16 protein-coding genes, 2 tRNA genes and 2 pseudogenes are annotated in these 14,661 nt (G+C 70.1%); 17 read left to right on the top strand and 3 right to left on the bottom strand.

Annotated elements, in window-relative coordinates; all coding sequences use genetic code 11:
* The first annotated feature begins 207 nt into the window (after positions 1 to 207).
* Positions 208 to 492, top strand: coding sequence for a DUF1876 domain-containing protein (locus tag ACFWBT_RS19215; RefSeq protein ID WP_385701719.1), 285 nt, complete (start codon positions 208 to 210; stop codon positions 490 to 492).
* A 771-nt stretch (positions 493 to 1,263) separates the two neighbouring features.
* Here ACFWBT_RS19215 and ACFWBT_RS19210 read toward each other — a convergent pair.
* Positions 1,264 to 1,348 (bottom strand) — tRNA-Arg (locus tag ACFWBT_RS19210).
* A gap of 61 nt (positions 1,349 to 1,409) precedes the next feature.
* Positions 1,410 to 1,658 carry a hypothetical protein gene (locus ACFWBT_RS19205; RefSeq protein WP_385701716.1) on the bottom strand — a complete coding sequence of 83 codons (249 nt, stop codon included), beginning with the start codon at positions 1,656 to 1,658 and terminating at the stop codon, positions 1,410 to 1,412.
* A gap of 684 nt (positions 1,659 to 2,342) precedes the next feature.
* On the opposite strand from ACFWBT_RS19205, the gene ACFWBT_RS19200 reads away from it, so the two are divergent.
* From ACFWBT_RS19200 to ACFWBT_RS19140, 13 genes and pseudogenes are all read left to right on the top strand, one after another.
* The gene (locus tag ACFWBT_RS19200) at positions 2,343 to 2,768 is read left to right on the top strand and encodes a hypothetical protein (protein WP_385701714.1); all 426 of its coding nucleotides are present in this window, start codon (positions 2,343 to 2,345) and stop codon (positions 2,766 to 2,768) included.
* A 238-nt stretch (positions 2,769 to 3,006) separates the two neighbouring features.
* Positions 3,007 to 3,405: a luciferase family protein gene (locus ACFWBT_RS19195; RefSeq protein WP_385701712.1), complete on the top strand. Its 399-nt coding sequence runs from the start codon at positions 3,007 to 3,009 to the stop codon at positions 3,403 to 3,405.
* A 28-nt stretch (positions 3,406 to 3,433) separates the two neighbouring features.
* On the top strand, positions 3,434 to 3,658 hold the full coding sequence (locus ACFWBT_RS19190; RefSeq protein ID WP_385701711.1) for a three-helix bundle dimerization domain-containing protein: 225 nt from the start codon (positions 3,434 to 3,436) through the stop codon (positions 3,656 to 3,658).
* A gap of 554 nt (positions 3,659 to 4,212) precedes the next feature.
* Positions 4,213 to 4,875, top strand: a complete 663-nt coding sequence (locus ACFWBT_RS19185; RefSeq protein WP_385701728.1) for a DUF2637 domain-containing protein — start codon at positions 4,213 to 4,215, stop codon at positions 4,873 to 4,875.
* 19 nt (positions 4,876 to 4,894) lie between these two features.
* Complete coding sequence (locus tag ACFWBT_RS19180; protein WP_385701708.1) at positions 4,895 to 5,086, top strand: mobile element transfer protein; 192 nt, start codon at positions 4,895 to 4,897, stop codon at positions 5,084 to 5,086.
* 187 nt (positions 5,087 to 5,273) lie between these two features.
* A pseudogene (locus ACFWBT_RS19175) lies at positions 5,274 to 5,582 on the top strand (SpdD-like protein); the annotation flags it as partial.
* Between the two features lie 21 nt (positions 5,583 to 5,603).
* Entirely contained in the window at positions 5,604 to 6,236 is a 633-nt protein-coding gene (locus ACFWBT_RS19170) for a GGDEF domain-containing protein (protein WP_385701726.1), read from the top strand.
* Positions 6,237 to 6,326: 90 nt separating this feature from the next.
* Positions 6,327 to 6,512: a hypothetical protein gene (locus ACFWBT_RS19165; RefSeq protein WP_385701707.1), complete on the top strand. Its 186-nt coding sequence runs from the start codon at positions 6,327 to 6,329 to the stop codon at positions 6,510 to 6,512.
* Positions 6,512 to 6,715, top strand: a complete 204-nt coding sequence (locus ACFWBT_RS19160) for a hypothetical protein (protein ID WP_385701706.1) — start codon at positions 6,512 to 6,514, stop codon at positions 6,713 to 6,715. The genes ACFWBT_RS19165 and ACFWBT_RS19160 overlap by 1 nt, the downstream gene beginning before the upstream one ends.
* Positions 6,703 to 7,954 (top strand): annotated as a pseudogene (repSA, locus tag ACFWBT_RS19155) (replication initiator protein RepSA); the annotation flags it as partial. The gene ACFWBT_RS19160 and the pseudogene repSA, both read left to right, overlap by 13 nt.
* Before the next feature lie 127 nt (positions 7,955 to 8,081).
* On the top strand, positions 8,082 to 8,285 hold the full coding sequence (locus tag ACFWBT_RS19150; protein ID WP_385701703.1) for a helix-turn-helix transcriptional regulator: 204 nt from the start codon (positions 8,082 to 8,084) through the stop codon (positions 8,283 to 8,285).
* Entirely contained in the window at positions 8,285 to 9,115 is an 831-nt protein-coding gene (locus tag ACFWBT_RS19145; protein ID WP_385701702.1) for a hypothetical protein, read from the top strand. Before ACFWBT_RS19150 ends, ACFWBT_RS19145 begins: the two co-directional genes overlap by 1 nt.
* Positions 9,116 to 9,117: 2 nt before the next feature.
* Positions 9,118 to 9,618 carry a hypothetical protein gene (locus tag ACFWBT_RS19140; RefSeq protein ID WP_385701701.1) on the top strand — a complete coding sequence of 167 codons (501 nt, stop codon included), beginning with the start codon at positions 9,118 to 9,120 and terminating at the stop codon, positions 9,616 to 9,618.
* 229 nt (positions 9,619 to 9,847) lie between these two features.
* On the opposite strand, the gene ACFWBT_RS19135 is transcribed toward ACFWBT_RS19140, so the two are convergent.
* Positions 9,848 to 9,923 (bottom strand) — tRNA-Arg (locus ACFWBT_RS19135).
* Between the two features lie 310 nt (positions 9,924 to 10,233).
* On the opposite strand from ACFWBT_RS19135, the gene ACFWBT_RS19130 reads away from it, so the two are divergent.
* The 3 genes from ACFWBT_RS19130 to ACFWBT_RS19120 all read left to right on the top strand — a co-directional run bounded on the left by ACFWBT_RS19130 (position 10,234) and on the right by ACFWBT_RS19120 (position 14,519).
* Positions 10,234 to 11,841, top strand: coding sequence for a dynamin family protein (locus tag ACFWBT_RS19130; RefSeq protein ID WP_385701698.1), 1,608 nt, complete (start codon positions 10,234 to 10,236; stop codon positions 11,839 to 11,841).
* Positions 11,838 to 13,919, top strand: coding sequence for a GTPase (locus ACFWBT_RS19125; RefSeq protein WP_385701695.1), 2,082 nt, complete (start codon positions 11,838 to 11,840; stop codon positions 13,917 to 13,919). The genes ACFWBT_RS19130 and ACFWBT_RS19125 overlap by 4 nt, the downstream gene beginning before the upstream one ends.
* A 132-nt stretch (positions 13,920 to 14,051) precedes the next feature.
* Complete coding sequence (locus ACFWBT_RS19120; RefSeq protein WP_385701693.1) at positions 14,052 to 14,519, top strand: single-stranded DNA-binding protein; 468 nt, start codon at positions 14,052 to 14,054, stop codon at positions 14,517 to 14,519.
* Positions 14,520 to 14,661 lie beyond the last annotated feature (142 nt).

Genomic DNA, 14,661 nt, shown 5'->3' with positions numbered 1-14,661 from the left:
GGGCCGGTCGCGACCGCACGGCCGGAGCGGACCGGCGGCCTCGGTCGCGGCCGCCGTCACTGTCTCCGTCACCGTCACTGTCGCCGCACGGACACAGGCGCGCCACGTCGCGTGACCCTCCGTGCCCTCACCTCGTGCCGGGGCGGCCGGAGGAGCACACTCTTCTTAGGGACTTCACCGGGGGCGGCGGCTTCGGAGGTGACCGCGATGACACAGACGCAGACACGGACCACGGTCGGATGGCACGTCGAGATGGAATTCCAGGAGGACGAGCACCGCACCCGTGCGGCCGCCCTTCTGCGGCTCCCCGACGGAAGCGAGGTGCGCGCCCACGGGTACGCCAGCCGCCACCCCTCCGACTCGAACCAGCCCAGGGTCGGCGAGGAGGTCGCGGGCGCGAGGGCCCTGAACGAACTCGCCATGCAACTGCTGACCAAGGCCCACGACGAGATCGACGCGGCATCGGGCAGGACGTCCCACTCCCTGAGGTGACCGGGACCTTTCGCGCCGTCCGGCCGCCCACCTCGGACCATCGGGCTACTCGTAGACGCTCGCCGCTTGCAGAGCTCGTGCGAAGAACGTCCAGTCACCGCCGAGCGGCAACGCGCGGCCGGCGTTGCTGACGTGATCAGCAGATGTGGTCATGGCTGGGGACCACTCAACGGTCGATCACCGGCAGGTCCGTTGTCAGTGCCGGCATCTATGGTCTCAAGCGCGCGGTCGGCTTCCGGGGGTTCCAGCTCTGAAGGAATGGTTTCATCCCCGGCCTGTCTGGGGGCGGCCCGGAGACTCGTCCGGGACCTAACCGACGGTCGGGCTTCGTCGATGGCCACGAGGTGACCTGCCAGCGCCGGCCGCGCACCACTTCCGGCGTGAGCGTCGGTCGGCGCACGCTTTCCAACTGTGTCGGTGGGGTCATGGCGTTCATACCGGAGGGTTCGTCTGCGCCCATCAAGCCCCACCCCCGGAACCGGGATGGCGGGTCGATACCGGCCCGCGCAAGGGTGCATCGGGTTCGAGAAGGAACAGCTCAAGCCCGGTGATCTCCTGTGCCAGGGAGAGACGGGCGGCAATCTCGCGGGGTCGGTCATCCGCCGGGCGTGGCGCAGTGCGCGGAAGGCCTTGCCACCCGCGAAAACCCGGTGACAGCCGTACGGCCCCGGACCTCCCCCTTGATCATTGGGGAGGTGTTCGGGACCTCGCCGTATCGAGTGAAACGTACTCCGACCAGCAAAAAGCCCTCCCGAACGGGAGGGTGGAGACTGGCGCCCCCGGCAGGACTCGAACCTGCGGCCAAGCGCTTAGAAGGCGCTTGGCCCGTACGCTCGCATAGGGCCCTGGCCTGGGCAATCACCTGCGCCGACGACGGCTTGCCACCCGGCTTCGACAGGTATTCGACACGGCCCGGACTATTCGTAGATGGTCGCCGCTTGCAGAGCTCGTGCGAAGAACCTCCAGTCACCGCTGGCCGGCAACTCGCGGCCGGTGTTGCTGTACCAGCCGCCCGAGTCGTCGATCCATGCCGCCAAGGCCTCCAGGAAACTCGGAAGGTCGGGGTTCTCCCATGAGCTTCCGTCCTCGCCGTGGCTGCGATGCAGGGAACGAACGAAGGCTGCCAGGTCCTCTCTGCTGCCGACGTGCTCAGGAGAAGTAGTCACGCCCGGACCCTACTTGGCACGCCGGCTCCGAGGCCCGGTAAGCACCGCCTTGTAAGGGCGGACGTGGTCGGCGGCGTAGTTCCCCAGGTCGCTTCGGCTGTAGCGACGGCCTAGGTGAACGGTGCATCTCGACTGCGAGGGGCCGTCATTGACCGTGGTTGACCGCACGATGTGGCACGGCCATGGCACGTGGACCTCTTCGTCCCGAACTCTCGGCTGAGGTGTCATTGAGGTCTGGTGGGCTGGTCCGTTGGTCATTGACGGTTGTTGGCGATCGGCTGAGGCCACGGTGGGTTGCTGTACTTCGCTGCTGTACTGCACTGGGCTGCTCGCCCCAGCTCAGAAGTGTTGTTCGTCAATGCGCCCGGGCCTTCGGCCAACGGGGCGTCTTGTGGCTCGGTAGCGCGCGGATGGCCAGCGCCTGAGGAATCGGGGGAGATGTCATATCGACTCCTCCTACTGGAATAGCGCCGGACCGTACACCTCCATCACCCGCCCGGCAGCGTTTCACCCCGCGGAGATGGGGCTGGCGGAAGCGGTCGCTGCGGGCTGTGGTGAGCCTTCCAGGAAGGCGACCAGCATGGGAACGGCCTGTGCGATCACCCGAATGGCGGGCCCCTGCCGTGTGTGTTCCCCTGAACGAGGGTCTCATTTTCTTGGGTGAGCAATCGAAAGGTAGGACCCATGACGGAGACGACGGACCGCATCACCCAACTGACGGATCGGGCGAAGCATGCACAAGAGCAGGTAGAGAGTGCCATCGCCAAGGACCGGGAGCAGCTGTCGGCTGCGGTCGAACAGGCTCAGCGGGAGGCGGAACAGCAGGCAAAGCAGCTCCGCCGTGAGGCAGCCGAAGAGAAGGCCGCTGACGCTGCGTCACTTGACGAGGCAAGGAACAAGTGGCAGGAGCATGTAGCGACGGTCAAGAGCCACATTCAGGAGCGGAAAGCCGAGCATGACGTGAAACGCGCCGAGCACAACGCGGACGATGCGGAGCGCTACGCGTCGTTCGCGATCGACTACGCCGCTGCCACGATCCTGGAGGCGGAATCTGCCTCACTGGACGCGTTGCTGGCACGTGCGGAAGCCGAAGCCTTGGCCAGCAGGTAGGAGGAGCAAGATCGGCGGTCTGCCGACCTTGCGCGAGTACGACCGCCGCTTCGTAGGAGGTGGCGGTCTTCTCGTATCTGGTGGCGATGCCGCGGAAGCCATTCAGTTGGTCAAGGAGCCGACCGTGGAGCAGAGCGGCTGGCTGTCCATGCGCGATTTCGGACAATCGGACGCTTCCGGCAGGTTACGGATTCCTCATTGTCTGGTGGACAGACAGTGAGCTGGTCATGATGGGAGCATGACGTTGGCTGCGCGTGCGCTCACACAACTGGCGACCTGGCCCGACCTCGCCGTGGTGGAACCGAGCTGCGGGACCGGCCGTGCACTCGTCTCGGCCCACGGCGAGATCGCCCACTTTCATTCCGACCAGGACGTTGACCTGCACCTCACGGCGCGGGCCATCCGGCGGTTCGAAGAGCACCTCATGGGCGAGCCGGCCGTCCGGCTCACGCCCGGCTCGCAATGGGTGACGCTGCGCCTGGACGTCGCCGCCGATATCGACCTGCTCATGACCTTGGTCAGCCTGACCCTGCAGGCCCATCAGGCATGGCCGGTTCCCGGCGACGGCCCACGCGCACCCTGCAACGACCAACACTTTGAGGCTTCCCGCATGAGAATCTCGGCGGAAGCCGAGTAGCACCCCCTTTTTTCAGGCAGGTGGCACCGTGGCGGACAAAGCAGCACGCGAAGAAGACGCTATCCACGGAGTGGTGGAGCGCTTGAACGATGCCTTCAGCGGGGCCCACGGCCAGGCCGAGGTCGAAGCAGCCGTGGCCCAAGCTCACGCCTCGTTCGCGGACCGGCCGGTACGCGAGTTCGTCCCCGTGCTGGTCGAACGCAAGGCGCGGAGCATCCTCAAGGATCACGCCGCCGACGCTGACGAAGCGTAGCCAGAAGACGGACAGTCGGTGAGGCCCCGTCCCCTGCGTCTGTGCCGGTCATCTGCCGATGAGCGCATTGGTCTCTCAAGGCCACACGCCCGTCGGGTGGCACCGGACGGAGCTGACTCGTAGCAGTTGACGGTGGGATGAGTTATGGGATTGGTCCAGGAAGACCAGCGGCTAGGGGAAGATCTTCAGGCCCGTATCGCCGCCATTGATCCAGAGTCGAAGCGAGCCACGATTCGGGGCTTGCGTGAGCAGGTGCTCGGGTTCTTCTGCGTTGCCCTCGGGCTAGTTGTGCAGAGCGTCGTTGACCTGGCCTTCTAGTCCCGGAACCAACTTCCACTCCTCAACCCACCACTCTCCCCAGCTCCCATCCCGTCCGCCGTCGACCCACAGTCCGTGGAGCGGGCGTGGTTCCTGGCGTCCAGGTGGAGCGCGCCACTGTACGAACGACCTGGACGCCAGGGGCCGCGTCTGCTCGGCTTTGCCGAGCCCCCGCCGGGCATGTTCCCGCCCGGCTACGACCCCACCGACGGCCCCGACTACCCCGCCGGCTCGTGATGGCCCGCCCCGCGTTCCGCGTGGACGCCGTCCTCGTCCAGGCCGTCATCGCCGGCGCTCTGTCCTTCGCCCACCTGCACGACCTCGCTGACGCCGCCGGACAGGACGGCTGGAAAGCCTGGGCCTACCCCATCTCGGTGGACCTGCTCCTGGTAGCTGCCTGGCGACGGCTACGCAGTGAGGGGCCGTCCCGGCTGGCCTGGTGCTGGTTCCTCATCGCCCTGGTCGCGTCACTAGGTGCGAACGTGGCCACCGCCGGGTTCCTCGATCTGGCCCACCCGCCGGCCTGGCTGCGGTTCGGCATCGCGGGCTGGCCTGCCCTCGCCTTCCTCGGCGGCACCCTCCTCGCCCACTCCCACGCCCCCGAGGACCCAGAGCCGGCTCGGCCGGCCCCCACGGTCCCGGTCCCGGAGCCGGAGGTCGAGCGGGAATCCGCCCCCGATCCGGCACCGCTTCCCGCGGCCGACGACACCCCGGCGCTGGCCCCCGCTCCCCCGGCTTCGCTGTCTGCGTCGGTCCCGGCCGCGCTGGTCGACCACGCTCGCAAGCTCGCCGCCGACCACCAGGCCCGCACCGGCGCCCGGATCGACACCGACACCCTGCGCGCCCGCCTCGGCGTCCCGCCCCAGCTCGCCGACGCCATCGCCGCCCAACTCGCCTGACCCGGAAGGAGAACCCGTCATGCCTGCCCGCGACCACTTCCACTCCGTGATGCGGATCGGCCCCGTGCAGATCGGTACCCACCGCGACCGCCACGGCCACACCAAGCACGCCACCGTGTGCACAAACGACCACTGCGGATGGTCCGCCGACTACTCCAGCCAGACCGCAGCCCAGCTCGCCGCCCGCACCCACCGCTGCACCGCCCGATAGGAGCCCGCCGTGGACGTCCCGCTCTGGTTCGCCCTGATCATCGTCGCTGGCTCGGCGTCAAGCTCATCCGCCCGCCCTGGTGGCTCGTAGCCGTCCTCCTGCTCGGCGGCTACCTCCTCGCCGACAGCCTGCTCGCCCCCGCCATCGACACCGCCGTCAAGTAACCACCCACGAAGGGAGATCCACCATGCTCCGCCCCAAGGTCCCCACGATGCCTCAGCCCACCGGCCTCGTGACCCCGCCCGCCGCGGTCGTCGAACCGACCGCCGTCATCCAGCACGCTCCGACCGTCGCACCCATGGCGGCCCCGGCTCCGGCTCGGCCGACCGTGCAGCTCACCCCCGGTGCCGTCATCGCCCTCGTCGGCAGCGGAACCGCCGTGGTCCTGGTCGTCGGCGCCGTCCTGGTCTCGATGCTCCTCGCGGTCGCCATCACCGGCGCATCCATCGCGATCTGCGCCCTGGTCATCCGCTCGCTCATCAGTGCCGAGGGCAAGCCGCTGACCGGCCTCCGGACGGTGCCACAAGCCGCCAAGCATCGCCGCCGTCCGGATGGCCCACGCACCCCCTTCCAACCGCAACGAAGGAGAACCGTGGACACCCAAGCCCTCGCCGCAGTCCTGCCGTTAGTCGGCTGGGCCGCCCACTCCGGGCTCCTCCCCCACCGCCTCGCAGCCGCCCGCCGCGACCCGCTCACCGGTCTGCACACCCGGGCCGGATGGACCGCCCGCGCCACTCGCCTCATCCGCCGGCACTCGGACGCGCTCGTCGTTCTGGTCGACCTGGACGGCTTCAAGACCCTCAACGACACCTACGGCCACCCCGCCGGAGACACCGCGCTCACCGTGGCCGCCTCCCGTCTCACTGCCTGGTGCGGCCGACACGGGATCGCCGGACGGCTGGGCGGAGACGAGTTCGTCGCCGTCATCGACCAGGCGGCCGGGCCCGACCTCACTGATCTGGGCCGCGATCTGCACCGGCCATTCCTTTACGCCAGGCAGTCGTTGCCGCTCGCCGCGTCCGTGGGCTCCTGCCGTCTGACGGACCTGCCCACTCGGACGCTTCCCTGCGCCCTGGCTGCTGCCGACGCCGCCATGTACGCGGCCAAGGGACGCGCCGCTCGCCGTGGGCAACGCCCCGTCTCTCACTGACCGGCCTCCGGGCGGCGCACAAGCCGCCAAGCATCGCCGCCGCCCGGACGGTCCGGCCCCTTCCAACCGCAATCGAAAGGAACCCACAGCATGACGCACCGCACCCGACCCAGGTCCCGGATCTGCGCCAACTGCGACGGCTTCGCCTCCGCCGCCATCACCCTCGGCAGCCGCAACCGACGTGGTCACCTCCGGACCATCACCGCGCACTGCCCGGCCTGCCACGGCACCGGCACCACGACCCGCCCCGCCGTGCGCCAGGCGGTGAGCGTCTGATGCCCCGCAACTGGAGCCTGGGAGTCAGCCGCATCCCATCCGACGAACTCGACGGCGACATCGACCGCCTGAAGAAGATCGCCAAGGCGCACCAACTGCACGACAGCGACCGGCCCGCGAACGCCACCCGCTCGGGCCGCTCCTCCAACGAGGCGTCCAGCAGCAGCGCCGGCACCCCTCAGAAGCGGGGATGGCGCCGTTGAACCTCGAGACCCAGCTCGACCCGACCACCCTCGGCGACTTGCTGAGGGTGGCTTCGGCCGACGACTTCGACCGCTGGCACGACCAGATCCGGCGCACCGGCGGCTGCGCCGACCCCATCCACCTCACCGGCTGGACCCTCACCAAGGACAAAACCGCCGGGCAAACCCTCCACCACTACTCGACCGAATCCGAGCCGGGCGGACGGCTCCGCCTCGCGTGCGGCAACCGGCGCGCCTCCCGCTGCCCCTCCTGCGCCTGGACTTACGCGGGCGACACCTACCACCTCATCCGCGCGGGCCTGGCAGGCGACGACCGCCGCGACATCCCCTCCACCGTCCGCGACCACCCCCGCGTCTTCGCCACCCTCACCGCCCCCTCCTTCGGCCCCGTCCACAACCGCCCCGACCACGGCGTCTGCCGCTGCGGCACCCGACATCCGGCCGACGATCCCGCGCTCGGCACAGCTCTCGACCCGGAGACCTACGACTACGCGGGCGCCGTCCTGTTCAACAACCACGCAGGCGACCTTTGGCAGCGCTTCACCACCCGCCTCCGCCGCGAGATAGCCGCCCGCGCCGGCCTCACCCGCCGCCAACTGCCCGACCACGTGCGGCTGTCGTACGGCAAGGTCGCCGAGTTCCAAAAGCGCGGCGCCCTGCACTTCCACGCCGTCATCCGCCTCGACGGACCGAACGGCCCCGACACCCCTCCCCCGTCCTGGGCGAGCGCCGGCCTCCTCACCGACGCCATCCACGCCGCCGCAGCCCACTCCTACACCTCGGTCTCCGTCCCGGCCGCCGAGGACCAGCCCGCCCGCACCTTCCGCTGGGGCACCCAGCTCGACGTCCGCCCCGTGAAGGCGTTCGGCGACGGCTCCGACATCACCGAGCAGGCGGTCGCCTCCTACGTGGCGAAGTACGCCACCAAGGCGGCCGAGAACACCGGCACCCTCGACCGCCGCATCGGCGAACTCGCCGAACTCGACCGCCACCAGATCCCCGACCACACCCGCCGACTCATCGAGGCCTGCAAGCAGTTCGACCCGCTCTACCCCGACCGGCGCCTGTGGGGCCTGGGCTCACATGCTCGGCTTCCGCGGCCACTTCTCCTCCAAGTCCCGCCGCTACTCCACCACCCTCGGGGAGCTCCGCCAGGCCCGCGCCGACTTCCGCGCCGCACAGGAACGCGACGCCCTCGGCCTCGAGGACCGCGAGCCGGACACCGTCCTCGTCCTCGCCGACTGGCAATACGCCGGCCACGGCCACACCCCCGGCGAATCCGCCCTCGCCGCCACCATGCCCGCGACCTCCAGCACAACCGCGAGACCGCCCGCGAGGCCTTGGCAGAGCTGGAAGGAGCTACGCCATGACGACGTCCGCTGTGAGGTCGCGAGACGAAAAGCTCACCCTCGCCGAAGTCTGCGAGGAGCTGAAGATCTCCCGGTCCACCTTCTACGACTGGCGGGCGAAGAGGCGTGCGCCCCGTTGCATCAAGCTCCCGAACGGCGACCTCAGGATCCGGCGGAGCGATCTCGATCACTGGCTCGACGACCGTGAGGACGCCGCCTGATGGAGACCACGTACGACGTGAAGGTCTACAAGATCCTCACCTACAAGGGCACACGGAAGACCACGTACACCGTGCGTTGGGTCGTCGCGGGCAAGCCCTGGCATGAGCCCTTCGGCACTGTCGCCCTCGCCGAGGGATTCCGCTCGGAACTCATCCGGGCGACGGGCAAGGGTGAGGCCTTCGTCATCGCGACCGGGCTGCCCGTTTCCCACCGCTCCAAGGCGGCTTCGATGAGCTGGTACACGTTCGCCGTCGAGTACGTGGACGCCCGCTGGCCGGAGCTCGGCGGCAACAGCCGTAAGAACACCGCCAAGACCCTGACGGCGGTCACCATCGCGCTGCTGCGCGCCCAGCCGACCCAGTTCGACCCGGTGGCCGTGCGGACCGCGTTACGCGAATGGGCGTTCAACGCGACCCGCCGTGCGGACGCCCCGCGAGACGTGGTGACCATTCTCAGGTGGGTCGAGCGCAACTCTCTGCCCGTCTCGGCCTGGGAGGAGGCGGAGAGGGCCGACGGGGTTCTGAGAGCCGTCGACACGCGCCTCGACGGCAAGCAGGCGGCGGCCTGGTCCAGGAAGCGCCGCCGCCGGATCCTCAACGTGGTCATGAAGCACGCGATCCGGCGGCACGTCCTGCGGACCAACCCGCTCCCCAAGGGGAAGGAGTCGACGGCTGTCGCCAAGACCAGCAACGCCGTAGACAAGCGGTCCTTGGTGAACGCGGAACAAGCGGCGGCGCTCCTCGACTGGATCGGGCGCCGGCCTCGTGGAGGGCAGCGGCTGCACGCGTTCTTCGCCACGCTCTACTCCTGCGGCCGGAGGAAGCCGTAGCCATGCGAGTGCAAGACGTGACGCTTCCCGCCCCCGACGCCGCGGACCAGTGGTGCGAGCTGCTGATCCACACGGCTACCCCGGAGGTCGGCAAGCAGTGGACCGACACCGGAGAGATCCACGAGGAACGCGATCTGAAGGGCCGTGCCGAGGGTGAGACCCGCACCGCACCAGGGCATCCCGCGCTCACGCGCGTCTTGCGGCAGCACGTCGAGGACGAGCAGCTCAAGCCCGGTGATCTCCTGTTCCAGGGGGAGACGGGCGGGATTCTCGCCGGGTCGGTCATCCGTCGGGCGTGGCGCAGTGCACGCAAGGCCGTCCTGCCCCCGCACGTCTTCGACTCGCCCACGGGAAGGCGGGTGTACGACAACCGACACACGCGCCTGACCAAATGGCTCAACGACGGGATTCCACCCGCCCAGGTGGCGGACTGGGCCGGGAACAGCGTCCCGGTGCTCCTGGCGACCTACGCGCGATGCGTCGAGGACAGCTCCCTGACTTGAAAAGGCGCCTCGAAGCCGCCGGAGATCTCCCCGAGCCTCCTGGCGCCGGCTGACCCCCTGCGCCGAAAACTTCGACACGTATTCGACAGGGCCACCCGCGAAACCCCGGTGACAGCCGTACGGCCCCGGACCTCCCCCTTGATCATTGGGGAAGTGTTCGGGGCCTCGCCGTATCGAGTGAAACGTACTCCGACCAGCAAAAAGCCCTCCCGAACGGGAGGGTGGAGACTGGCGCCCCCGGCAGGACTCGAACCTGCGGCCAAGCGCTTAGAAGGCGCCTGCTCTATCCACTGAGCTACGGGGGCCGGGTGTGTCGGCCTGTGTCCTGGTGCCCGGGTGTGGGCTGATCCGTGACCTTGCCGGGGACAAGGATAGGGCTCCCGCATCCCCGTCCCTCATTCTTCGCCTCCGTGGCTCGATGTGGAGGTTCAGTGAAGCGGTCCTGATAATCGCAGGCGGGTACGAATCGTGCACCGCTTTTGGCGTCTCGCGCATCGGGTGTTGTGCACTCGTTATGCCTGCGCCCCAGTCATCCCTTCCGCCCCGTGTGTCCTGTCGGCGCGCAGACATACCCATATGCTTCAGAAAGACTCCAAAATTGGGCATTCTTCACATGTGGTGACCTTGGACGTACGGCCCCAGCTGCTCGATGCACTTTCCGCCCTGCGCGACCGTGTCGCCGCCGCACGCTTTCCGCTGCCCCTGGCGGGGGCTCTACGCGCGCGTGCCAACCGCGACGAACTGCTCGCACAGCTCGACGACTATTTGGTGCCCCGGTTGAGGGAACCCGAAGCACCGCTTCTCGCCGTCATCGGAGGATCCACCGGTGCAGGCAAGTCGACCCTCGTCAACTCCCTTGTGGGGCGCCGGGTCAGCGAGGCGGGCGTACTGCGCCCGACGACCCGTACGCCGGTGCTCGTGTGCCATCCGGAGGACCATCACTGGTTCAGCGGCATGCGCGTACTGCCCCAGCTCACGCGCGTGTGGGTGCCCCATCGGGAGCCCGGCGACGATCTCCCCGCCCTCACCGACCGCGGGGAGCGGGTGTTGCGCATCGAGACCGCCGACACACTCCCCCGCGGTCTCGCCCTCCTCGACGCGCCCGACGTCGACTCCCTGGTGGCCGACAACCGCGTGCTGGCCGCCGAACTGATCTGCGCGGCCGACATCTGGGTGATGGTCACCACGGCCGCACGGTACGCCGACGCCGTGCCCTGGCATCTGCTGCGCACCGCCAAGGAACACAGGGCGACCCTGGTGACGGTCCTGGACCGGGTGCCGCACCAGGTGGTCTCCGAGGTCTCGCGGCAGTACGGCGCGCTGCTCGCCAAGGCCGGACTCGGCGAGGTACCCCGCTTCACCGTGCCCGAACTGCCCGAGTCCGCCTGGGGCGGTGGCCTGCTGCCGGCCACCGCCGTCGCACCGCTGCGCACCTGGCTCACGCACCAGGCCCAGGACCCGGGCGCCCGACACGGCGCGATGGCCCGTACGGCCCACGGAGTCCTCGACTCCCTGAAGTCGCGGATGCCGGAACTGGCCGGCGCCACCGCCGCGCAGTACGCCGCCGCGACACGGCTCACCGCCGCCGTCGACGGGGCGTACGACAGCGAACACACGCGCGCCAAGGGGCGTCTGCAGGCCGGGGCCGTGCTCTCCGGGGACGCCCTCAAGCGCTGGCGCGCCTATCCCCTCGACTGCACCGCCGACGAACTGCTGGACGCGCTCGTGGAGAGCCTGTCCGCCCTGCTGTTGTGCTCCGTCACGGCCGCCGACGAACGCGTGGACGAGGCCTGGCGCCGCGAACCGGCGTCGGGAGCACCGGGGCTGACGGATCGTGATCCCGCACTGGAGAGCGCCGAGCACCGGATCGGCCTGGCCGTACGACGCTGGCGGCGCGTCCTGGAGGAGTACGCCGAGGACGAAGTGCGCGACCTCGACAAGAGCGTCGCGCCGGACGCCGCGGTGGTGGCCGCGCTGGTCGCCACCGCGCTCCTGGGCGGCCGCAGGGCACGCAGCGCGGGCGAGGGGCTCGCCGAGCGGATCGGGGCGCACGGCGCGCTGCGGCTGCGCGACAAGGGCGGCCGGCTGCTCACGGACTTCATCGACAAGGCCCTGCACGCCGAGCGCGAGCGCCGTCTCGCGCCCCTCGAAGCTCTCGACGTCCATCCAGAACCCCAGGCCGAACTCATCGCCGCGCTGTCCGTACTGCAGAAGGAGAGGTGACCGCGGTGACTGCCGTCACTGACCACACGGATCAGGCCGACCGTCCCGGAGACAAGCGCCCCGGGGACGGCCGTCCCGGAGACGCCCGCTCCGAGGACGGCGCCCCCGAGAACGTTCCCTCCGCGGCGGGCGCCGAGGGCCACGACCGGGCCGAGGGCGCTCCGGAGAACGGTCGCCCGGAAGCGGCGAGTTCTGGGGCTGGGTCCCCGGAACTCGCCGAGAAGACCGAGGGCGACACGAGCAGCGACGGAGGCCGGGCCGCGCGGAGCGCCGACGCGCCGGGGAAGGACGCCCCGGAGGACGCCTCCGACACGAATCCCCGCGCGCGCGGGGAGGGCGACCACCCCGCGCGGGCGGAGGACGGACCCGTCTGGGACGACGGCCTCATCGCGCGCCGCGTGACCGAGACGGCCCCCGGCAGGTACCAGACGCCGGTGGTGGAGACCGCGGCCCCGGTCCCTGCCCTGCCCGCCCCCCTCGCGTACGACGGGCCGCTGCGCTCGCGCCTGGACGCGCTCCGCGAGCTGGTGGGTCTCTCCCGCACCCGGCTCGACAGCAGGACACTCGCGGAGGCGGGCCGGGTCCTGGACGAGGCTGCCGTCCGCCGCAGGCTCTCCGGCGAGCACACCGTCGTCGCGATCGCCGGGGCCACGGGCAGCGGGAAGTCGCAGCTCTTCAACGCGCTCGCGGGCGTGGCCATCTCGGAGACCGGCGTACGCAGGCCGACGACCTCGGCCCCCATCGCCTGCAGTTGGAGCGACGGCGCGGCCACCCTGATCGACCGGCTCGGCATCCCCGGGCGGCTGCGCAGACGCCCGCTGCAGAGCGCGGAGGCGGAGGCACAACTGCGCGGCCTGGTCCTGGTCGACCTGCCCGACCACGACTCCGCGGCCGTCCAGCACCGCGAGCAGGTGGACCGCGTCCTGGCGCTCGTCGACGCGGTCATCTGGGTGGTCGATCCGGAGAAGTACGCGGACGCCATCCTCCATGAGCGCTATCTGCGGCCCCTGGCCGGGCACGCGGAGGTCACCTTCGTGGTCCTCAACCAGGTGGACCGGCTTCCCGGCGAAGCCGCCGACCAGGTGCTCGACGATCTGCGGCGGCTGCTCGACGAGGACGGCATCGCGCTCGGCGAGTACGGCGAACCGGGGGCGACCGTCCTCTCGCTGTCCGCGCTCACCGGGGAAGGGATCCCCGAACTTCGCGAGTGTCTCGGCCAGTTCGTGGCCGAACGCGGTGCCGCCGCACGGCGGATCTCGGCCGATCTCGACGCGGCCGCCGCACGACTGCGGCCCGTCTACGCGACGGGACGGCGGGTCGGGCTCAGCGAGGAGGCGCGCGACGAGTTCGCGGACAGACTCGCGGACGCGGTGGGCGCCGTCGCGACCGGTGAGGCCGCCGAGCGGGCCTGGCGCCGCAACGCCAACCGCGCGTGCGGCACGCCCTGGCTGCGGCTGTGGCGCTGGTACCAGGACCGGCTCGAACCCCAGACCGGTCGGCTGCCCGTGCGCACCCCCGCGGACGAGGAGGCCACCGCGCGCCAACGCGTCGAGCAGGCGGTGCGGACGGTCGCGGACCGGGCCGCGTACGGCCTGCCCGCGCCCTGGGCCCAGGCGGTACGCGAGGCGGCCGTACGCGGCGCTCAGGGGCTGCCCGAGGCGCTGGACGACATGGCGACGCGCGCGACGACACCGGGCGGACGGCCGCCGCGGCCCGGCTGGTGGCCCGTCGCGGTGCTCGCACAGGCCTCGATGACGATCCTCCAGGTCATCGGCGGGCTCTGGCTGGTGGGGCAGATCGTCGGAGTCATGTCGCCGAATCTCGGGGTTCCGGTGCTGTTGATGGTGGCGGGCATCATCGGCGGCCCGGCCGTGGAGTGGAGCAGTCGGATGGCGGCGCGAGGACCGGCCCGGCGCTACGGCCTCGAAGCGGAACGCCGGTTGCGCGAGGCGGCTTCCGGATGCGGAAGAGCCCGGGTTCTGGACCCCGTGGCCGCGGAGCTGTTGCGGTACCGCGAGGTACGGGAGCAGTACGGGCGGGTCATGGGAACGGCGACGGCGGGTGCCCCTGTCAGGTGACGCGGTTTTCCACAACCGGCCGGTAGTACACAGCGCTCGGCGGGCCCGGCCCGGCGGAGGCAGTCTGATCCCGCGGCGATCGCAGCGCATGCGCTCGCCGCGGCAGACGCATTCGCACGGGAGGGATTCACGATGAACGAGACGATGGTGTGCGCGGTGGGCAATGTGGCGACACGGCCCGTGTACCGGGAATTGGCGAACGGCGCGTCGGCGCGGTTCCGGCTGGCGGTGACCTCGCGGTACTGGGACCGCGAGAAGAGCGGGTGGACGGACGGGCACACCAACTTCTTCACGGTGTGGGCCAATCGCGCGCTCGCCACGAACGTGGGGGCCTCGGTGTCGGTGGGCGATCCCGTCATCGTGCAGGGCAGGCTGAAGGTGCGCACCGAGACCCGCGACGGGCAGAGCTGGACGTCGGCGGACATCGACGCGGTGGCGATCGGCCACGACCTCTCCCGCGGTACGTCGGCCTTCCGGCGTCCGTCCAAGGAGGGCGAGCCGGCTTCGGCGCACCGGCCTGAACCCAGTTGGGAATCGGCACCGGACGCTCGGCCGGAGGACGTGTCCCAACAGCATCCCGAGCCCGCCGGGGTGACGTGATGTCAGAGACAGCCATGATCTGACCGAACTGCGGCTTATCGACAAATACGCACCGCAGAATCTCGTGGATTTGTCGATAGGCCCAGCTCACGGGCGTGCTTGCGATAACGATTCCGAGTCGGATCGGTTATCGGACGACATG

The organism is Streptomyces sp. NPDC060027 (assembly GCF_042737005.1).
Taxonomy (GTDB): Bacteria; Actinomycetota; Actinomycetes; order Streptomycetales; family Streptomycetaceae; genus Streptomyces.
Note: the sequence above shows the minus strand (reverse complement) of the source record. Positions and strands in the feature narration are given on the sequence as shown.